At 47.6% G+C, this 19,405-nt stretch carries 17 protein-coding genes; 6 read left to right on the plus strand and 11 right to left on the minus strand.

What is annotated here, in order from left to right:
- Window positions 1-17 precede the first annotated feature (17 nt).
- Together OCV37_RS17080 and OCV37_RS17085 are read left to right on the plus strand one after the other, a co-directional pair.
- On the plus strand, window positions 18-548 hold the full coding sequence (locus OCV37_RS17080) for a GNAT family N-acetyltransferase (protein ID WP_038181022.1): 531 nt from the start codon (window positions 18-20) through the stop codon (window positions 546-548).
- 85 nt (window positions 549-633) lie between these two features.
- A complete protein-coding gene (locus tag OCV37_RS17085; protein ID WP_051680526.1) occupies window positions 634-1,287 on the plus strand; it encodes a beta-phosphoglucomutase family hydrolase in 654 nt (217 codons plus the stop codon).
- 69 nt (window positions 1,288-1,356) lie between these two features.
- On the opposite strand, the gene OCV37_RS17090 is transcribed toward OCV37_RS17085, so the two are convergent.
- Window positions 1,357-1,833 (minus strand): FKBP-type peptidyl-prolyl cis-trans isomerase, encoded by a 477-nt coding sequence (locus tag OCV37_RS17090; protein ID WP_038181026.1) that lies wholly within the window; start codon window positions 1,831-1,833, stop codon window positions 1,357-1,359.
- Between the two features lie 255 nt (window positions 1,834-2,088).
- Between OCV37_RS17090 and OCV37_RS17095 the strand changes: the two genes are divergently transcribed.
- Window positions 2,089-2,703, plus strand: coding sequence for an OmpA family protein (locus OCV37_RS17095; protein WP_038181030.1), 615 nt, complete (start codon window positions 2,089-2,091; stop codon window positions 2,701-2,703).
- Between the two features lie 94 nt (window positions 2,704-2,797).
- On the opposite strand, the gene tkt is transcribed toward OCV37_RS17095, so the two are convergent.
- Window positions 2,798-4,789 (minus strand): transketolase, encoded by a 1,992-nt coding sequence (gene tkt, locus OCV37_RS17100; RefSeq protein ID WP_261888170.1) that lies wholly within the window; start codon window positions 4,787-4,789, stop codon window positions 2,798-2,800.
- 80 nt (window positions 4,790-4,869) lie between these two features.
- The gene (gene tal, locus OCV37_RS17105) at window positions 4,870-5,820 is read right to left on the minus strand and encodes a transaldolase (protein ID WP_038185209.1); all 951 of its coding nucleotides are present in this window, start codon (window positions 5,818-5,820) and stop codon (window positions 4,870-4,872) included.
- A gap of 439 nt (window positions 5,821-6,259) precedes the next feature.
- Here tal and OCV37_RS17110 point away from each other — a divergent pair, with 439 nt between their 5' ends.
- Window positions 6,260-7,249 carry a sugar-binding transcriptional regulator gene (locus tag OCV37_RS17110; protein WP_038185202.1) on the plus strand — a complete coding sequence of 330 codons (990 nt, stop codon included), beginning with the start codon at window positions 6,260-6,262 and terminating at the stop codon, window positions 7,247-7,249.
- A 119-nt stretch (window positions 7,250-7,368) separates the two neighbouring features.
- On the opposite strand, the gene OCV37_RS17115 is transcribed toward OCV37_RS17110, so the two are convergent.
- The 3 genes from OCV37_RS17115 to moeA form a co-directional block, all read right to left on the minus strand.
- Window positions 7,369-8,220, minus strand: coding sequence for a sulfurtransferase (locus OCV37_RS17115; RefSeq protein ID WP_038185200.1), 852 nt, complete (start codon window positions 8,218-8,220; stop codon window positions 7,369-7,371).
- 91 nt (window positions 8,221-8,311) lie between these two features.
- On the minus strand, window positions 8,312-9,079 hold the full coding sequence (gene moeB, locus OCV37_RS17120) for a molybdopterin-synthase adenylyltransferase MoeB (RefSeq protein ID WP_038185198.1): 768 nt from the start codon (window positions 9,077-9,079) through the stop codon (window positions 8,312-8,314).
- 11 nt (window positions 9,080-9,090) lie between these two features.
- Complete coding sequence (gene moeA, locus OCV37_RS17125; RefSeq protein WP_038185196.1) at window positions 9,091-10,326, minus strand: molybdopterin molybdotransferase MoeA; 1,236 nt, start codon at window positions 10,324-10,326, stop codon at window positions 9,091-9,093.
- Between the two features lie 255 nt (window positions 10,327-10,581).
- On the opposite strand from moeA, the gene folE reads away from it, so the two are divergent.
- Window positions 10,582-11,238 carry a GTP cyclohydrolase I FolE gene (folE, locus tag OCV37_RS17130; RefSeq protein ID WP_038185193.1) on the plus strand — a complete coding sequence of 219 codons (657 nt, stop codon included), beginning with the start codon at window positions 10,582-10,584 and terminating at the stop codon, window positions 11,236-11,238.
- Window positions 11,239-11,373: 135 nt separating this feature from the next.
- Here the strand turns inward: folE and OCV37_RS17135 are convergent, their stop codons facing one another.
- From OCV37_RS17135 to OCV37_RS17155, 5 genes are all read right to left on the minus strand, one after another.
- The gene (locus OCV37_RS17135) at window positions 11,374-13,977 is read right to left on the minus strand and encodes a pectinesterase family protein (RefSeq protein WP_038185190.1); all 2,604 of its coding nucleotides are present in this window, start codon (window positions 13,975-13,977) and stop codon (window positions 11,374-11,376) included.
- A 240-nt stretch (window positions 13,978-14,217) separates the two neighbouring features.
- Window positions 14,218-15,096 carry an ethanolamine ammonia-lyase subunit EutC gene (gene eutC, locus OCV37_RS17140; protein WP_051680836.1) on the minus strand — a complete coding sequence of 293 codons (879 nt, stop codon included), beginning with the start codon at window positions 15,094-15,096 and terminating at the stop codon, window positions 14,218-14,220.
- Window positions 15,093-16,496, minus strand: a complete 1,404-nt coding sequence (locus tag OCV37_RS17145) for an ethanolamine ammonia-lyase subunit EutB (protein WP_038185180.1) — start codon at window positions 16,494-16,496, stop codon at window positions 15,093-15,095. Before OCV37_RS17145 ends, eutC begins: the two co-directional genes overlap by 4 nt.
- Before the next feature lie 393 nt (window positions 16,497-16,889).
- Window positions 16,890-17,540 (minus strand): isoprenoid biosynthesis glyoxalase ElbB, encoded by a 651-nt coding sequence (gene elbB, locus OCV37_RS17150; RefSeq protein WP_038185178.1) that lies wholly within the window; start codon window positions 17,538-17,540, stop codon window positions 16,890-16,892.
- 47 nt (window positions 17,541-17,587) lie between these two features.
- Window positions 17,588-18,544, minus strand: coding sequence for a LysR family transcriptional regulator (locus OCV37_RS17155; protein ID WP_157635083.1), 957 nt, complete (start codon window positions 18,542-18,544; stop codon window positions 17,588-17,590).
- A 140-nt stretch (window positions 18,545-18,684) separates the two neighbouring features.
- Between OCV37_RS17155 and yjjG the strand changes: the two genes are divergently transcribed.
- The gene (yjjG, locus tag OCV37_RS17160) at window positions 18,685-19,359 is read left to right on the plus strand and encodes a pyrimidine 5'-nucleotidase (protein WP_038185176.1); all 675 of its coding nucleotides are present in this window, start codon (window positions 18,685-18,687) and stop codon (window positions 19,357-19,359) included.
- Window positions 19,360-19,405: the final 46 nt, after the last annotated feature.

Consider the following 19,405-nt stretch of genomic DNA (forward strand, 5'->3'; position numbering starts at 1 on the left):
GTTAGAAGGGCTATTAAATGGACATTCGAGTAGCTGAATATAGTGATTTTGAAAAAATTGCAGAATTGCATGCCCAAAGTTGGCAACAGAATTATCAGGGTGTAATGGAAGCCGATTATCTTCAGGATGAAGTTGAAGAAGACCGACGTTTAATCTGGCAAACCCGATTAATTAACCCGCCTATCAATCAGCATGTGGTAGTGGCCGAAGAAAACGGTAAACTTTGTGGTTTTATCTGCGCGTTTGGCAATCACGATTTTGAGAAAGGCACGGTGATTGAATCGCTGCATGTTGCCGCTGAATTTCAGGGCAAGGGACTTGCAAAGCTGTTGCTGAAAGAAGTCACCAAATGGATTCAGCACTATTTCCCAGATAGTGGCGTGTATATTGAGGTAATGGAACAGAATATCCGTGCCATTGAGTTTTATGATCATCTTGGCGGCTTACATACGCTGGATAGAATCTGGCGCTCGCCTTGCGGGAGCGATGTTCCGGAATGGATCTATACCTGGGAGACACCTCAGGCGATTTTATCTGCGATCGAATAAGTTCAGGCGGGCCCTAAGGCCCGTTTTTAGTCTGTTTTCTCGTAAGAGATGTTGTTGCCAGAACTAAAAAGTAGGAAAGAAGTCTATGAGTCAGCCTGAAACCGCGGTTCTCCCTTCTCAATCAGAGTTATTGATCGATCTTTCCCGATATAAAGGATTGATTTTTGATATGGATGGCACGTTGCTTGACACGATGCCTGCTCATGTCGCATCTTGGAAAAAAGCCTCCGAACATTTTGGCTTTCCCTTTACTGCACAGTGGCTGCATAGTATGGGCGGAATGCCGAGTATCAAAGTCGTCGGTGAGATAAACCGGCGCTTTGGTTTATGTTTGAACCCGCATGATGTTTCACAATTTAAACAAGATGCCTTTCGTCTGCTTGATAATCAATATCAGCGAATTGCACTGACCTGTGACATTCTGGAACAAGCTTACGGAGAAAGGAAGCTTGCGGTCGGTACGGGGAGTCATCGGGATAATGCAATCACCCTGTTAGAAAATGCCGGATTGCTGGATAAATTGGACACAGTGATTACGGCAAGTGATGTCGAAAACCATAAACCTCATCCGGATACATTTCTTAAAGCCTGTCACCAAATTCAACTGAGACCGGAAGAATGTGTTGTGTTTGAAGATACAGAGCTTGGGAAAAAAGCCGCCCATGCTGCCGGGATGGACTGTTTTTTGGTGACGGAACACGGATTGGTTTTCTATCCGCTGACTGATGAAGCATCATGAGTGAGATGATCGGTGTTCAAGAGAGCTGTATATGCATGCAGCTCTCTTGATCTGGTGTAACTGACGAAATTACTCAATATCGAGTAACTCAACATCAAAAATAAGTGTTGCACCCGGTGGAATCGTGCTGATACCGCGATTACCGTAGGCCAGATGTGCGGGGATAAATAAACGCATTTTCTGGCCGACAACCATCAATTGTAATCCTTCTTGCCAGCCTTTAATCACTTGCTTAACACCAAAGGTAATGGGTTTCTTGCGTTCAACTGAACTATCGAACATTTTGCCGTTCAATAATGTGCCATGATAATGGACTTTGACCTTATTGGCTGGCATCGGATGTTGTGTGCCGGTTCCTTCCTGCAGAATCTGATATTGCAGGCCACTTTCTGTCGTGATAACGCCTTCTTGCTGCGCATTTTGTTCCAGAAAAGCTTTCCCTTCACTGATATTTCTTGAAGCGGTCTGGCTTCGTTTCCAGTTCCGGTAGAGAAAAATACCGGCAATGATGAACATAAAAAGAGAGAAAATATAATTTTTATCCATGATGAATGTGTTCCTTGGGTTAAATCGATGATCCCACTCACAATGAATCACTCGAAGGCACTTTGTCGATCAGAGACGATATGGTCTGAATTTGTATTTTGTGTGGGGATCTACGGATAGGCATATTTCAGCGAAAAGTACCGATAAAGGCAATCTTTCTTGCTTCACAATCAGGCAAATGTCGAAAAATCAGCTATAAAGTTTTTATGATTTAGCCGATAAAGTGAGTATGTCGGAAAGAAGGATCGTGAATCAATGAAGTTTATCGTCTATCTATTAAGCTTCTGTCTTTTCGGGTGTGGTTCACTTGTCACTGACCGTTTGTTCGATGACAACATGTTGGATAGGGCACCCAAGAATAACACAGACGTACGCTATCCTGAATGGGGTAAGTTGCCGCAGACAAGCCACTCTGGTGTTCAGGGGCCGCAAGGACAGAAGCGATCCGATAGTGCTTATCAGTCATTACAACGTTTTTTGCTGAATAATCATATTGATTACGAAGTCTTACCGGGGCAGTTTATGATTGTTCGGGTCAAGCGGACGATTCAATTTGCGGTCGGCTCTGCAAATGTTGCCCCGGAATCACTGCTCTGGTTAGAAAAAGTGAAGCACTATCTGACCACTGCATATGGGCTTGAATTGGTGATTGACGGGCATACCGATGATCTGGGCGATGCTCGTTATAATGATCAGTTATCGAAAAAAAGGGCTGAAGCTGTCAAACGTATTATTGCTAACCCACGCGTCTCACTTGATTCGATTTACACTCGGGGGTATGGTGAGGTCGTTCCGGCATGTACCAATCAAACACCAAAAGGCAAAGCGTGTAACCGACGTGTCGAGCTATTCTTTATTCTTCCGACTTGATTCAATATACAGAATATAATTAAAAAAACGCCAGCAATTTGCTGGCGTTTTGCATGTGATGTTATTGTCGTTCAGGATCGTGTCGATTGACGACTCAGCCTATAGACAGCGCCACTTCGACAACATTGTCAACGGTAAAACCGAACAGTTTGAACAGTTCGCCTGCCGGTGCTGACTCACCAAAGCTGGTCATGCCGACAATCCGGCCATTCAGGCCAACATATTTGTACCAGTAATCGGCAATGCCCGCTTCAATGGCAACGCGAGCCGTCACCGCTGCAGGTAATACTGCTTCACGGTAAGCCGCATCCTGACGGTCAAAGGCATCGGTCGAAGGCATTGAAACCACACGCACCTGCTTGCCTTTGGCGGTCAATTCAGTCGCTGCCTGAACCGCCAAATCCACTTCAGAGCCGGTCGCAATCAGAATCAAATCCGGTGTGCCCTGACAATCTTTGAGGATGTAACCCCCTTTGGCGATATTCGCTACCTGAGTCGCATCCCGCTCTTGTTGCGCTAAGTTCTGACGCGAGAAAATCAGTGCCGTCGGGGCATCTTTGCGTTCAATTGCCAGTTTCCAGGCCACCGCGGATTCCACCTGGTCACAAGGACGCCAAGTGCTCATATTCGGTGTCAGACGCAGTGAGGCAATCTGCTCCACCGGCTGGTGGGTCGGACCATCTTCACCCAATCCAATCGAGTCATGGGTATAAACCTGAATGTTCTGCACTTTCATCAACGCCGCCATCCGCATCGCATTACGCGCGTATTCCATAAACATCAGGAAAGTCGCTCCGTAAGGGATGAAACCGCCATGCAATGCAATCCCGTTGATGATTGCCGTCATACCGAATTCACGGACACCGTAATGGATATAGTTGCCGGACGCATCTTCCGCCGTCAGTGATTTTGAGCCGGACCACATGGTCAGGTTCGATGGCGCTAAGTCAGCTGAGCCACCCATAAATTCAGGCAGAAGCTTACCGAAAGCTTCCAGTGCATTTTGAGATGCTTTACGCGATGCAATGGTGGCCGGATTCGCTTGCAACTCAGCAATGATTTGATTAGCCTGAGTTTCCCAGTCCGCTGGCAATTCACCATTGACCCGACGCTTGAATTCAGCCGCCAGCTCAGGATAAGCCGCCTGATAAGCAGCAAACTTGTCATGCCATGCCGCTTCTTTGGCTGCGCCGGATTCTTTCGCATCCCACTGCGCATAAATATCAGCCGGAATTTCAAACGGGCCATATTCCCAGCCCAGTTGCTCACGCGTTGCTTTGATTTCATCCGCACCCAGCGGGGCACCGTGACAATCGTGAGAGCCGGATTTGTTCGGTGAGCCAAAACCAATCACGGTTTGCGTACAAATCAGCGTCGGACGTGCTGTTTCCGCTTTCGCCGCTTCAATCGCCGCTTCAATCGCCGCCGCATCGTGACCGTCTACCGCCGGAATCACATGCCAGCCGTATGCTTCAAATCGTTTTGCCGTGTCATCGGTGAACCAGCCGTCCACATGACCGTCAATTGAAATGCCGTTGTCATCCCAAAACGCAATCAGTTTGCCCAGTCCCAAAGTCCCAGCCAGAGAGCAAGCTTCATGAGAAATTCCTTCCATCAGACAGCCATCACCAAGGAACGCATAGGTGTGATGGTCAACGATAGTGTGCTGGTCACGGTTGAACTGTGCTGCGAGCGCTTTTTCGGCAATCGCCATCCCGACCGCATTGGTGATGCCCTGTCCGAGTGGCCCGGTGGTGGTTTCAATCCCCGGTGCATAGCCGTACTCCGGGTGACCCGGGGTTTTTGAATGCAACTGACGGAAGTTTTTCAGGTCATCAATCGACAGGTCATAACCGGTCAAATGCAACAGTGAATAAATCAGCATCGAACCATGGCCGTTAGACAGGACGAAACGGTCGCGGTCAGCCCAGTTCGGGTTTTGTGGGTTATGGTTCAGATGAGAGCGCCACAGCACTTCAGCGATATCCGCCATCCCCATCGGGGCGCCGGGGTGACCTGAATTGGCTTGTTGAACACCATCCATACTTAAAGCGCGGATTGCATTCGCGAGTTGTTTACGGTTCATAATTTTTTCCAACAAGATTAAATGAAGATGAAAGCGGTATGAATAGAAAGAGGACTGTCAGTACAGTCCTCTTATAAATCTTAAAGTTGTTTACTGATCATTGTTTCCAGTTTGCCTTGGTCAATCGCGAAGTTGCGAATACCTTCAGCCAGTTTCTCAACGGCCATCGCATCCTGATTATGTTCCCACAGGAATTCAGCGTGAGTCATGGGTTGTGGGCGTTCTTGAATACGAGTTGCTGGCGTCAGTTTTACATCTACCGGGCTTTCTGTTTCCTCAAGCGTTTGTAATAGCTGTGGGCTGATGGTCAGACGGTCACAACCTGCGAGTTCGAGGATTTCTCCGGTATTACGGAAGCTGGCACCCATCACAACGGTGTCATAGCCATGTTCTTTGTAATAGTTGTAGATCTTTGTGACGGACAGAACACCCGGATCTTCATTGGCTGCAAAATCACGGCCTTCTTTTGCTTTGTACCAGTCCATAATGCGACCGACAAAGGGTGAGATCAGATAAGCACCGGCTTCTGCACAGGCCCGGGCCTGGGCAAACGAGAATAATAATGTCAGGTTACAGTTGATACCGTCTTTCTCAAGGACTTCTGCAGCACGAATACCTTCCCAAGTCGAAGCCACTTTAATCAGGATACGGTCATTGCTGATCCCTGCATCATTATACAGGCTGATAAGTTTGCGAGCTTTTTCAATGGTTTTTTCGGTATCGTAAGACAGACGGGCATCGACTTCAGTCGAGATACGGCCGGGAATACTCTTCAGGATTTCTTTACCAATCGTGACGGCGAGCATGTCACAGGTATCTTCAAGCTGCTGGGCTTTGTCATTACTTTTAGATTTTGCATAAGCGACTGCCTGATCGATAAATTCAGCATATTCAGGAAGCTGGGCCGCTTTTAGAATCAACGATGGATTCGTTGTTGCATCTTGGGGCTGATATTTTTTGATGGCATCAATTTCGCCGGTATCCGCAACGACAGTGGTACATTTACGCAGTTGTTCTAGTTGATTGCTCATATTCCGATCATCCTCTTTTAGGCCAAAAGCACAGCTGAGAGATAAACATGGCATTACGAGGGTGCCTGTTTCAAGCGCTGGCTTGATAAATCTTCAACATTTGTACCATTGCTCTGAACATATGATCAAATGTTGAGTAAATGATGAATCCATATTTATCTGATCGATTGAGAAAGTCAACGGCTATCATGAATTTCTTCCGGCTAGTACTGATATTCAGAAAATGTGACGCTTTTTTTCGCTTATTTTGCCGCTATTCTCTCAAATGAGTACCAGATTCAGATTAAAAACATGGTCAATCTGTGTGAGCATTTGTATTGTTGTTGAGCATTTGGTATATAGAATAATCTTGATCATGATGCTACCACCGTCACTTCAATTGTTCTGAGTTGCGTGAGGGAATCATGACTGTTGTGAGCCAAGTGTATTGGGGGTGTCTATGACCGGGCTGCAAGAGATATCCGTTGAGGATTCCGATTTATTGACAGAGATTTCAGTTGCTTATTATCAGGATGGTGCAACACAAGAAGAGATCTCAAAAAAATATGCGATCTCCAGAGCGAAAGTCGGGCGGATGCTCAAACAAGCCCGGGATGAGGGGATCGTCGAAATCACGGTGAAATATCATCCGGTATTCAGTGCCAAAGTTGAGCAGCGGTTGATTGAGCGGTTTGGGATTAAACGTGCCCTGATTGCATTAGATCAACCCGATGAAGCGCAACAACGTCAGCAAATCGCCGGGCTGGTGTCGAATTATTTATCCAGTTCACTCAAGAATGGTCAGGTGATCGCTGTCGGACAGGGACGGAATGTGTCCGCAGTGGCCCATCATGTCGGTGTTATTTCACCGAAAGATGTCAAGTTTGTGTGCAGCATTGGTGGGATTCACCCTCGGGGCGGTATGTTTAACGCCGACCACATTTGTCGCCAGTTGGCCAAAAAATATGGGGGCACCTCGGAGACGCTCTATGCACCGGCATATGCAGTAAACCGGGCGCAGAAACTGGCATTTATGGAAAATGACACCATTAAGCAAACACTGGATTTGGCCAGAAAAGCGGATGTTGCACTGGTCGGAATTGGTGATATGAGTGAGAACAGCTACATGGTGGATTTGGGATGGTTTACCCCACAGGAAGTGGTTCAGTCTCGTTTGGAGCAAGGGGTGGTCGGTGATTTTGCCGGATACGACTTTTTCGATATTTACGGGCAAATTGCTAAAACGGTGATGAGCGATCGCATTATTGGATTGAGTATTGAAGAGTTCCGGCCGATTGCTGAGGTGATTGCGATTGCCGGGGAAAATAGTAAACCACTTGCCTTGCTGGGGGCTTTACGAACCGGTGCCATTGATGTGATTGCGACCAGTGTTTCTAATGCATTAACCATTCTCAACCTTGATGAGCAAATGACATTTCAATCAAAATGAGAGTGTTGAACGAGGTTGTCAAAGTTATGTTGATGCTTCAAGTCGTATTCTGACTTGAAGCATGGCATGAAATGACACCTTGTTGCTTGCGTTTTGACGAACGGGTCACGACGAGCTGATCACAACGAACGGATCGTGGCAGCGTCGGTCGCAATCGGTCGCTGTGATGCACCCCATTCAGTCCATGAACCATCGTAGACTTTCAGGTTTTGATAACCACAGATATAAGCGGCCAGCAGTACAATACACGCCGTCACACCGGAACCACAACTGAAGATATATTCCTCCGTGTCATGAGGTAGTCTGTCTTGCAATACGTTACGAAGGGCTTCCGGTGATTTTAATTTATGTCCGTCAATCAGTTGGGTAAAGGGCAGGCAGATCGAATCAGGAATGTGACCGCTACGAATGCCAGCTCTCGGTTCGGCTGCAGCGCCGGAAAAACGTGCCTCTGAGCGTGCATCGACGGTCAGGCTGTGCTGTGGTTCGATCTGCTGTTGAACATAATCAGCATCAACAAAATATGCGTCATTGAATGTCCCGGAAAAATTGCCGGGTGCGACCGGTGTCTGAAAGCTTGTCACCAACGGCTGCCCCTGACGTTTCCATTCCGGCAAACCACCGTTGAGAATATAAACTTGTTCATGTCCCATGGCTTTGAGCATCCACCATGCCCGGGGAGATGCCAGCGTTCCGCTGTTATCGTAGATGACGATCAGTGAGTCCTGATTGAGCCCGATTTGACGGGCACATTGATTAAAGCGTGTTTCACTCGGCATCATGTGTGGCAGATGACTATTCAGATCGCAGAATACCTTATCGTAATCAAAGCGGCGTGCACCGGGGATATTATGCACGGTATCTTTTTCCGTTTCTGAGGGGATTTGAAAGGTAATACTGCTGTCTAAAATAACCAGTTTCGGGTCGGAGAGATGTTCCGATAGCCATTGTGGTGAAACAAGTGGTGACATGATTGATATTCCTTCTATTTGATCAGTAATTGCTTCATCCGGAAGCATGTGTATATCAAACCGTGACATTGTCACTAAAAATAATATGAATTCATGTATGGCAACAGACTGGACAATTCTCTCGCTGGGGGAGTTTCATCGTCTGCCATGACAGTGTCATCGCATCAAATAACAGCACTTTCCCCTGTAACGGTTGACCGTAATTTGCCAAGATTTTGAGTGTTTCCAGTGCTTGCATCGCTCCAATCACTCCGACGACCGGTGCCAGTACGCCATTTTCGACACAAGTCGGGGCATGATTGCCAAACAATGCGCTGAAGCATTGATAGCAAGGTTCACCCGCCTGATAGGTGAAGATACTTAAGAAACCTTCCATACGGATTGCTGCACCAGAGATGAGCGGTGTCTTACTTTGAAAACAGAGCTGATTGAGCTGATTACGAGTGGCAATATTGTCACTGGCGTCCAACACAGCATCATGATGCTGTATCTGTGCCAATAAAGCCGGCTCTTCCAGTCGGCGGGCAATGGTTTCAATCTGAAGGTAAGGGTTCAGTTGACGTAACGAATCAGCGGCCGAATCAACTTTCAGCCGTCCGATGTCCAGATCGGTATGAAGAATTTGGCGCTGAAGATTGGATAATTCCACCACATCATCATCGACCAGCGTGATATGGCCGACACCAGCACTGGCAAGGTACTGGCTGGCTGCACATCCCAGCCCCCCGGCACCAATTATCAGTACCCGTCCTTGTTTCAGCGCTTCTTGTCCCTCAAAATCAAACTGTTTTAAGATAATCTGACGGTTGTAGCGCAGGTGCTCTTCATGACTGAGCAGTTGTTGGTCATGCGTCGTCATATGGGATCTCTCTAGTATAACGCTGAATGAAACGGTTCGATGGTGACGGTTTCTCCGGCTTCAACCGGGCCGCGTTGCTGTTCGAGAACGATGAAGCAGTTGGCGGCACTCATTGCGCGGAATGCTCCGGAACTTTGATTTCCCGCATTATCGACAACGATTTGCCCATTCTCAACACTGAAAATCCCGCGTTGATAATCTGCCCGCCCGGGCGATTTTTTAAATGACACTTTACTGATCGCTTGCATTTGTACTGGTGCTTGCCATTGAGTGTGACCTGCCAGTTTGGCAAGCATAGGTTGGACCAAAACGTATAAAGTCACCGCAGCAGAAACCGGATTACCCGGCAACCCGCAAAATAGCGAATGATTCAGCCTGCCAAAAGCAAAGGGTTTGCCCGGTTTGATGGCAATTTTCCAGAAATTGATTTGGCCGAGAGATTCAAGAATTGTTTTGGTGTAGTCAGCTTCACCGACACTTACACCGCCCGATGTAATCACAACATCCGCAAGCGATTGTGCTTTTTCAAAAGTTTCAGTGAGCCGGGACTGATTATCGGGAATGATCCCTAAGTCAATTACAGCACAACCGAATTTTTCGAGCATCGGCCGAATCGCATACCGGTTACTGTCATAAATTTGCCCGGCTTCCAGTGTTTCACCCACCGGCTTAAGTTCATCCCCGGTTGAAAAAATAGCAACTCTGGGTTTTCGTAGTACCGACACCTGAGCGATTCCCAATGATGCCAATAGTGGTAAATCCCGGACAGTCAGACGGCTGCCTGCCGGGAGCACAACCTCATTCTGTTTGAGATCATCACCTTGAGGGCGAATATTTGCCTGTGCTTTGACCTGAGTGGTGAGAAAACGAATCCCTGCCTCGGTTGATTCGGTTTTCTCCTGCATAATCACGGCGTCACAACCCGTTGGTACGGGGGCTCCTGTCATAATTCGAATACACGTTTTTTCAGGCCATGTTTCGGTGAAGGGTTGCCCGGCAAAGGCTTTGCCCGCGAGCGGGAGCGTGTCAGTTGTGGCGAGATCTTGAATACGGATGGCATAGCCGTCCATTGCTGAATTATCAAAAGGGGGGACATCAATTGGAGATCGGACATCTTCGGCGAGAACGTGGCCTAATGCCGTTTCGATGGGAAGTTTCTGGCTGAGCTTGATCGGAGAAACATCAGCCAGCATCGTTTGAATTGCATCTTCAATTGGGAGAAGTCCTGGAGTATCACAGCATCCCATATCTGTTTTCCTAATTCGCGTAGTATGATGTTGAGGGGTTACTTTAGCATGAATCATTTCATACCGAGTGTGCTTTCATGAATATTTTCATGCAATGTATTGCATTTTTTAGCCAAGCAGGTCTGCGGATTGATTCGCAAATCAGAATGCACTGAAGTGGTTGTGATTTCCTGCCTTAAATTGTGGATGTAATTATGACAAATTCCGAGTATCCTTGTCAGCCACCGCAAGGGTTGAATCAAGAGAGGTTATGTCATGTCTGGTCTGAGCGAGTCTGCGTTGCTGGTTAAAAATGCACTCGAACATCGAGGTTTAGAAACACCGATGCGTCCGAATTCTGTCGGACGGGAAGAGAAGAAAGAAAAAATAGAATATCACATGCGTGAGATTCTCAATTTGCTTGGACTCGATTTAACTGACGATAGCCTTGAAGAAACGCCACATCGTATTGCCAAAATGTATGTGGATGAAGTGTTTTCCGGCCTTGATTATCAAAACTTTCCGAAAATCACGCTGATTGAAAATAAAATGAAAGTCAGTGAGATGGTTCGGGTCAAAGACATTACCGTGACGAGTACCTGTGAGCACCATTTGGTCACCATCGATGGTAAAGCTGCGGTTGCTTATATTCCCCGAGGCAAGATCATCGGTTTATCGAAAATTAACCGGATTGTTCGTTTCTTTTCCCAGCGTCCGCAAGTGCAAGAAAGAATGACGCAGCAGATACTGGTGGCGTTACAAGCCTTGTTAGAAACAGATGATGTTGCAGTGACCATTGATGCGACCCACTATTGTGTCAAAGCCCGTGGCGTGATGGATGCTACCAGTGAGACAACGACGACCGCACTGGGTGGCTTGTTCAAGTCTAATCCCGCGACCCGTTCTGAATTTTTACATGGCCTGTTAGGTTAGTTCAGCGTTTCTTGGACGGTGTGCCTCTTCGTTTAATCACGAAATGATTCAAAAAAACCGAGTGGTTTACACTCGGTTTTTTTATGGTTGTTGCAAACACTTTCATCATGAAAAATTGAATCAGAAAGTGTGATTCTATGAACGAGGCAATTGTCTCGCAAGGTGATGCAGGGCCGGGTTTTGTTGAATGGCCTCAATCACCAGTCGGGCAATCCGTTGGGCACCTTGTTGTTGAAAATGGGTGGTATCCGGTTTTGCCAGTGAACCGGTCCGATCAGCATAGTAAGGATATTGTACCGGATCGACCGCCAGCCAGATTGTTTTCCACTCATCTCCACTGGTTTGGTTGACCATATCAATGACCATTGATTGTAGGTCGATCAACGGTATATGGTTGAACCGTGCTGTATCTTCAATCGTTTGAGTATAGTTACCGACATATTGATAACCGTTATCCGCATTCTGTGTCGTGATATGCTGTTTTGACGTGATTGGTGTGCCAGTCCCGCCATGAATGCTTTTTGCACGAGGCACCGGTGTAATCAGGATTGGTTGCATATGATGGCGACGGGCAAAGTTCAAATATCTTTCCAGTGAGTGCTGAAAGGAATCGTACCATGCCAAAAGCGGATACTGAGGATTACCCCGGGCATCATTCGGATAGGTACATAGGTTTGCCACATCGACGGCACCTCGTCCCGCTTTGGCACCGTTGCATTTTTCATCATTGTGTCCAAATTGAATCAGCAGGAAGTCATGAGGCCGGACAAGCGGCTCGATCTGACTGAGCCAGCGGGCGTTGAAGAAATCTTTTGAGCTGCGTCCGGAGCGAGCGGCATTGACGACTTGTAACCGACGGCCATCGGATACCATCTCAGCAAATGCCTGTCCCCATCCCATGCGCGGATAAACGTCATTATCATAGTTGGATACGGTTGAATCGCCGACCAGAAAGATCCGACGTTCGGCTGACTGGATCAACTGTTTGGTGTCAGCAAGCTGCTCTCCGGTAACCCGATATCCTGCAACTGTGTCTGAGGCAAGGATTGAGTGAAATGACAAGTCGGTCAGGTTCGTTTTTGCCGCCAACCCGGTACTGGTGTCATAACCGCGATTATGAATCACCTGACTGGCAAGCTTACGTATCACCGGTTGATAGCGATCAGAGTAACTGACGGGATCCCACGCCTGCTGAGCATCAATCCCATATGCTTCGGCAACAGACTGGAAGGCGGTTCTGAAGTTTTGTTGCGCTTGTTGTAAGACCGCTGCTGAAAAGGCCGGTAGTTTATCCATCTCATTCAACACAGCCGGACCGTTAATGCCTTCATGTGCTGCAAGAACAGAGACGATCAGATCGCTGAATGGATTGACGTTACCTGTTGTCGTGCCGTTATTATTGATGTCACTGACTAAAGCACTGGCACAGACGGACTGGTAGAAGTCTCTGTGCAGGCAGGAAGAACCACTTTGATCATCAACTGTAACCAGAATCGGGGGCGTCATGCCCGCAATTGATGCCTGATAGTATCCGGCAGAATCGGTCTGGGTGGTTGCCGTCTGACCACTGCTGCCTTTCAGATGTACACTGGCAGGAAAATTCATTCGCGCATGAATGACCTGACCTTTGAGCAGACTTTGTGGACCAAGAGAGACATCCGGCTGCCAGCCGGACAAAATATGGCTGCGGGTATACTGGGCGGCATCGGCATCACTGAGCTGTCGCCTTGCCGTATCGGATGCATCGGCTGTGCCGGCACCGGTATTCTGGTATTCCCAGAAGCGACTGTCTTCGGGATAGAACCAGATCACATTACCATTGATATCTTTACCGCTCATTTTATCCCAGCCAAAAATATGGTCGTCTACATCACAGTTGATGAAGGCGGTATGGCCGATTGCATTCGGATCGGCATAACGACCATCTTCGAATGTCCGGGTCGGATGCCAAGGGCGGCCCAGACCATAACTTGCGGCCGGAACGGCCTCTTCTTTTGATAACTGACAATCTTTAAAGACAAGACCGAAGGGAGAATTGATATTGGTGCTGGGGGCTGTCAGATAACCTTGGGTGTTTCCCGGTGCCACATCATCACGATAACGCGCAATCAACTGACTGTTTTCAAACAGCGCCGTGCCTTCACCAAAGATAAAGTCGACGGTGCCGGTAATGACGGAGTTGTCAACATAGGTATGTGGTGCGCGCAGATAGACCGTATCTTGATAGCTCACTAGCCGGACATCTTTAAACTGTGAGCGATCTGCTTTGGTGGACACCAGTAGTGCAACCGCTTGTGTTCCGCTGAGCTTGGTCGGGTCATCATCACTTTTGGCCTGATTGGCCGGAAAATCAAACCCATTTTCAATTGTCAGAGAGCGGGCGGTGAAATTGGCAGCATTGATGTACACGGTACGACTGCCGGACGTCCCGTATTTTTTGCCATTTTCATCGAGTGTGCCGTTGGCGGTTGTCGCGGTGATGACAGTATGATCGCGATTTTCACCGATGAGCATAATATTCGGACGAGAAACCGTCAGTTTTTCGTGATAAGTCCCATTGGTGACATAGATGACATACGGTCTTCCATCATCCGGAGCACTATTTATTGCCTCTTGGATCGAAGTAAAGTCCGCAGACCCATCTAAGGCAACCTTACTGTCATAGAGTGGGGCAGCGATGGCAGAGGAAAGGCACAGGAGGGAAGTCAGTCCCAGACCTGTCGTTGTCAGGTGATTCATACAGAAGTTCCTTCTGGTTATTGGTCAAAATGAAATAATATTATTTTTATTTTGAAATGATGTTTTATTTTATAATTTTCAGAACAGATTAACTGTGATCAAATGAATAAGCAAGCCATGAGGAAGTGATAGAACGGTCAATATGTGAGCAAGAATAGATAAAAAATCGTATAGCGGAATGGTGCAACGTCACATACCTACTGATCACGCAGCAAGGTATGTGACGTTGATGAGAGGGAATTATTTTGGTCTGTCGACCAGACTGAATGTCGGGGTTGTGCCGGTATGATGTAGAGTTTTATCCTCTGAGCGATCTTTGAGCCCGACGCCCGTCTGATGCAGACGCCGGGACTCTTGTAGTAAATAGAAACATTTGTGGGCGGCTTGTTGATAGTCCAGTCCTTCCGGTCTCACATTTGAAATGCAGTTACGGAGTGAATCTTCTGTGCCCCGATGTGGATGCCATGTCAGATAAAGCCCCATGCTATCGGGAGAGCTCAACCCGGGACGTTCACCAATGAGCACCAAGACTTCTCTGGCATTCAAGGCTGCACCGACATCATCCCCGACAGCAACACGCCCTTGTTCAACAATACACAGGGGGGCAATCTGCCAGTTCTGATTCGGGTCATCATGTAACTGATGGAGTAAATGTGTCAGGAATGGAGCAGCATGATGAGTGATGGCGTAGGAGGACAGACCGTCAGCAATGACAATCGCGAGATCGAATCCGGCTTCGGGTTGCTGATATTGCTGTAACTGATAAATAGCAGCCTCATTCAGGCAACGTCCGTAGTCTGGTCGTTGGAGATATGCCATACGATGCTGCGCCTGACTGTGGAGTCGAAAGGCGGGCAGATAAGATGAGAATAACGGCTCTGCTTCAAACTGGTGACATAATGCTGGAACGTCTAAAGGGACATGCACTGCATCGATAGCCTGAGCGTGAGATAACTGAAATTGGAGTAAGGCTTGGGTTGGAATACTGGTGCCTGCACGACCAATGCCAATCCGGGCGTGAGTAAACTGGCGCAATTTTTCCCAAGGATCATGATGAACATAGGTTTCTGCAACATCGTCACCGGCTGAAACATGCTGCGAAAGAGGGGTGGAATTCATGAAACCTCCTGAATCAGTTGCAGTGGGCGGGCAAATGACGGGGGTAAGCTATCGCATAGCTGGGTATGATTATCAGACGGTGCGATCTGCATTTTTTTCAGCCACTGATCAAACTCAGGTGCCGGGCGTAAACCAAGCACTTGACGGGCATACAAGGCATCATGAAAGGAGGTGGTCTGATAATTGAGCATGATATCGTCAGAGCCGGGAATTCCCATGATAAACGAACATTCGGCAACCCCTAACAGTGTGAGTAAATTGTCCATATCATTCTGGTCTGCATCTGCATGATTGGTATAGCAGATATCGCATCCCATCGGCAGACCCAGCAGTTTGCCACAGAAATGATCTTCAAGACCGGCTCGGGTTATTTGCTTGCCATCGAACAGATATTCCGGGCCGATAAAACCAACGACTGTATTGACCAGTAGCGGATCAAACTTTCTTGCGACAGCATAAGCGCGTGCTTCACAGGTCTGAAGATCAATACCATGATGCCCGTTGGCGGACAACGCACTGCCTTGACCGGTTTCAAAATACATCACATTGTGGCCGACCGTGCCTCGTTTGAGACTCAGAGCTGCGTCATGTGCTTCCGCGAGCAGCTTGAGATTGATCCCGAAACCTTGGTTGGTCAATTCCGTTCCGCCAATTGATTGAAATACCAAATCGACCGGTGCGCCGAGTTCAATCGCTTCAATGGTATTGGTGACATGGGTCAGAACGCAGGATTGGGTGGGGATTTCATAATGCTGAATGACATCATCCATTAAATGCATCAGTTTCGTGGCTTGTTTGACATTGTCGGTTGCCGGATTGATCCCAATGACTGCATCACCGTTGCCGTACATCAAACCATCAAAGATAGATGCAGCGATGCCGTTGATATCGTCAGTCGGGTGATTGGGTTGCAGACGGGTCGATAAATGGCCGCTCAAACCGATGGTATTGCGAAACCGAGTGATCACATGACATTTTTTGGCAACCAGTATCAGATCTTGATTACGCATGATTTTACTGACGGCGGCAGCCATTTCAGGTGTCACACCTGCCCGGATTCGGGCCAGTTCGACAGCGGTGGTTGTTTCCTGAAGGAGCCAGTTCCGAAAATCACCGACCGTCAGATGAGCAATGGTCGCGAAGGCTGTCGCATCGTGTTCATCGATGATTAATCGCGTGATTTCATCTTGCTCATACGGGATCAGGGCTTCATTCAGAAAAACTTTTAGAGGCAGGTCGGCCAATACCATCTGGGCAACCACCCGTTCTTCTGCTGATTGAGCGGCCACGCCGGCCAATTGATCACCTGAACGAAGTGGCGAAGCTTTGGCCATCACTTCAGCCAGATTAGCGAATTGGTAGAGATGTGTCCCAAGCTGATATCGATAATGGGTCGGCATAACATCCTCATCACGGGTTATGGTTATGATTCAAACATAGTCTGAGCAGCGTTGTCTTACCAGATGCGGTGTGCGCTTGTTCCGATACAAAATAACGCTGATTATGAGGAGGTTAGCGAAATTCGTTCCAATTGTGCTGGTTAAAAGAAAACAAATAAAAATGAATTAATTCAATTGATTATATTTATTCCGTGCCAGCGGGGAAATGAGCTCTGCGATAGCTGCCCATTGCTGAATCATGAAGTGATGGCTTTGCACCAGATGAGTGCAAAAAGGCGTGCAAGATGGGATGTAGCCAGGAAATGAGAAACCAAAAATGATCGGGCTCCCCGATCATTTTCAGTGGCCTTATCGGATCATGAATCACCGATAAGGCTGCGTCACTCTCAGCATTTAAGCCAGTTCAACCAGTTTTTTGACTAGTTTATCGATGCCTGAGGCGGCTTCTGAAATACTCCCAGCCAGCATATACGCTGGTGTAGATAACACGTTGTAGCGTTGATCGTAAACAATCTCATCAACCGGACAGTCAATGTGTTCACCACCGAGAGCCTGAAACGCAGCAGCCATCTCTGGATCATGACCCAGCGTGCCGCGGACACCTGCTTCGTAAATCATTGGAATGATCGCCGGGGCAATACACAGATAACCGGCAGGTTTACCGGATTGGGCGAAGGCACGACATGCTGAAGCAACGTGAGTGTTCATACTGCATTCTGCGCCATTGATAGCAAAATCCGTCAAATTTTTCGCAGCGCCAAATCCACCCGGTAATAACAGAGCATCATATTCACTGGGATTCATCGTGGAGAGATCCGTAATCTGGCCGCGGGTAATACGGGCTGATTCTATCAGAACATTTCTCTTCTCTTCGGTGACATCACCGGTTTTGTGGTTGACGACATGATGTTGCTCAATATCAGGTGCAAAACAATGCCAGCTTGCTCCTTGACGTTCGATAGCAAGTAGTGCCAGAACACTCTCATGGATCTCCGCGCCATCGAAGACGCCGCAACCACTTAAAATGACAGCTATCTTTTTCATGTTGTATCCTTTCTCTGATTCAATTGTGTCGTGATTTGTGTATAAGCCTAGCACGATTTTTCATGTACTGAGGCTGGTGGTTTAGTCTGTTGTAATGCCTGATCCCAATAGGGCGCATCCCCTCCGAATTTTGCCTGAATGAAGTCAATAAAAAGGCGGACTTTATGCGGCAGATATTGTCGGTCCGGATAGACCGCATAAACAGCATGATTGGGGAGGTGATAGCGGGACATCACCGGGGTCAGAAGCCCTGCGGTTAGATCTTTACTGATCATAAATGTCGGCAGTTGTGCAATACCTAAGCCGTCTAATGCTGCGCGACGGATACCTTCACTGTTATTCATGATCAGATTCCCTTTAGGAACCACTTTGTACTCTTTGTCCCGCTGGTGGAAGGTCCAGGCCTGACCACCCCGGAAGTAGGAATAGAGCAGGCAGTTATGATGACGCAGGTCTGTCGGGTGTTCAGGTGAGCCGGACTGAGCAAGATACTCAGGCGATGCACACAATACGGATTGGCAGTCGGAGAGGCGTTTGGCAATCATATTTGACACGGGTAAACGGCCTATTCTGATGGCAAGATCAAATCCGCCCTGTAACAGATCAACCATTTGATCTTCAAATTCCATCTCGATGTCGAGTTTCGGATACTGCTTCATAAATTCACAGATATAGGGAGCAATATGGCGGACGCCGAATGACATGGGGGTCGCAATCTTCAGTTTGCCCTGAGGCTCTCCCTGAAGTTCTAATACTGAATCTAACCCCTGCTTCGCATAGTCAAGCGACTGAGACGCATAAAAATAGAGTCTTTCTCCTGCTTCGGTCAGATGAATTTTTCGTGTGGTGCGATGAAATAGTCGTACACCAAGAATCTCTTCGAGTTGCGTCAGACGTTTACTGACCGCTGATTTCGTAATATTGAGCTGGCTTGCTGCTGCAGAAAAGCTGCCTAATTCGACCACAGCAACAAAAATGGGTAATGAAGCAAATTTGGGGCTCATCATCGATGTTAACCTACAGGAAACAGTTAGTTTCTTTGGTGAGGGATTATAGCAAATTAAAAAACAGTATAAACTGATTGTACGCAAATGATTGGTAGATGGATTGCGAGAGTGAGCCAGATGATACGAAAGGATAATTTATGAAATTTGATTGGATCTTATTTGACGCAGACGAGACCTTGTTTCATTTTGATGCGTTCACTGGACTGAAGCGGATGTTTTCCTCTTTTGGTGTGGATTTTACCGCTGAAGATTTCCAACAGTATCAAGCACAGAATCAGCAGTTGTGGCGCGATTATCAGGACGGAAAACTGGATGCAGCGACCCTGAAGCATCAGCGTTTTACAACGTGGGCTGCCAGGTTGGGTCAGACAACCGAAGCTCTGAATCTCAGCTTTTTTCAGGCAATGGCAGAGATTTCGACATTACTGCCCGGCGCCAGAGCTTTACTGGAGCAGCTACGCGGACAGGTTCAGCTCGGAATGATTACCAATGGCTTTATCGATTTACAATCCCACCGTCTGGAAAAACACGGCCTGACCGATTACTTTGCTCAAGTGACCGTTTCTGAGCAGGTTGGTGTCGCCAAACCAGATCCTGCTATTTTTGCTTATACACATCAGCAGATCGGTTATCCCGAAAAAAGTCGGGTGCTGATGGTTGGTGATAATCCATTGGCAGATATACAGGGCGGTCATCAATATGGTTTTACCACTTGCTGGCTGAATACGGCTCAGCAGTCGATTCCTGACAAGATTGTCTGTCACTATGAAATCCAGTCGTTATCCGAATTATCCGCGGTGATTTTTGCCTGATCGTCATCGCAATACCTTTGGCATTGTTGTCAGCGATACAATGAAA

Origin of the sequence: Vibrio rhizosphaerae, assembly GCF_024347095.1 — a bacterium.
GTDB classification, from domain to species: domain Bacteria; phylum Pseudomonadota; class Gammaproteobacteria; order Enterobacterales; family Vibrionaceae; genus Vibrio; species Vibrio rhizosphaerae.

Bases quoted from the DNA above. Each gene is read 5' to 3' on its own strand.
- OCV37_RS17080 (WP_038181022.1), top strand. From the start codon at position 18: ATGGACATTCGAGTAGCTGAATATAGTGATTTTGAAAAAATTGCAGAA.
- OCV37_RS17085 (WP_051680526.1), top strand. From the start codon at position 634: ATGAGTCAGCCTGAAACCGCGGTTCTCCCTTCTCAATCAGAGTTATTG.
- OCV37_RS17090 (WP_038181026.1), bottom strand. From the start codon at position 1,833: ATGGATAAAAATTATATTTTCTCTCTTTTTATGTTCATCATTGCCGGT.
- OCV37_RS17095 (WP_038181030.1), top strand. From the start codon at position 2,089: ATGAAGTTTATCGTCTATCTATTAAGCTTCTGTCTTTTCGGGTGTGGT.
- tkt (WP_261888170.1), bottom strand. From the start codon at position 4,789: ATGAACCGTAAACAACTCGCGAATGCAATCCGCGCTTTAAGTATGGAT.
- tal (WP_038185209.1), bottom strand. From the start codon at position 5,820: ATGAGCAATCAACTAGAACAACTGCGTAAATGTACCACTGTCGTTGCG.
- OCV37_RS17110 (WP_038185202.1), top strand. From the start codon at position 6,260: ATGACCGGGCTGCAAGAGATATCCGTTGAGGATTCCGATTTATTGACA.
- OCV37_RS17115 (WP_038185200.1), bottom strand. From the start codon at position 8,220: ATGTCACCACTTGTTTCACCACAATGGCTATCGGAACATCTCTCCGAC.
- moeB (WP_038185198.1), bottom strand. From the start codon at position 9,079: ATGACGACGCATGACCAACAACTGCTCAGTCATGAAGAGCACCTGCGC.
- moeA (WP_038185196.1), bottom strand. From the start codon at position 10,326: ATGGGATGCTGTGATACTCCAGGACTTCTCCCAATTGAAGATGCAATT.
- folE (WP_038185193.1), top strand. From the start codon at position 10,582: ATGTCTGGTCTGAGCGAGTCTGCGTTGCTGGTTAAAAATGCACTCGAA.
- OCV37_RS17135 (WP_038185190.1), bottom strand. From the start codon at position 13,977: ATGAATCACCTGACAACGACAGGTCTGGGACTGACTTCCCTCCTGTGC.
- eutC (WP_051680836.1), bottom strand. From the start codon at position 15,096: ATGAATTCCACCCCTCTTTCGCAGCATGTTTCAGCCGGTGACGATGTT.
- OCV37_RS17145 (WP_038185180.1), bottom strand. From the start codon at position 16,496: ATGCCGACCCATTATCGATATCAGCTTGGGACACATCTCTACCAATTC.
- elbB (WP_038185178.1), bottom strand. From the start codon at position 17,540: ATGAAAAAGATAGCTGTCATTTTAAGTGGTTGCGGCGTCTTCGATGGC.
- OCV37_RS17155 (WP_157635083.1), bottom strand. From the start codon at position 18,544: ATGAGCCCCAAATTTGCTTCATTACCCATTTTTGTTGCTGTGGTCGAA.
- yjjG (WP_038185176.1), top strand. From the start codon at position 18,685: ATGAAATTTGATTGGATCTTATTTGACGCAGACGAGACCTTGTTTCAT.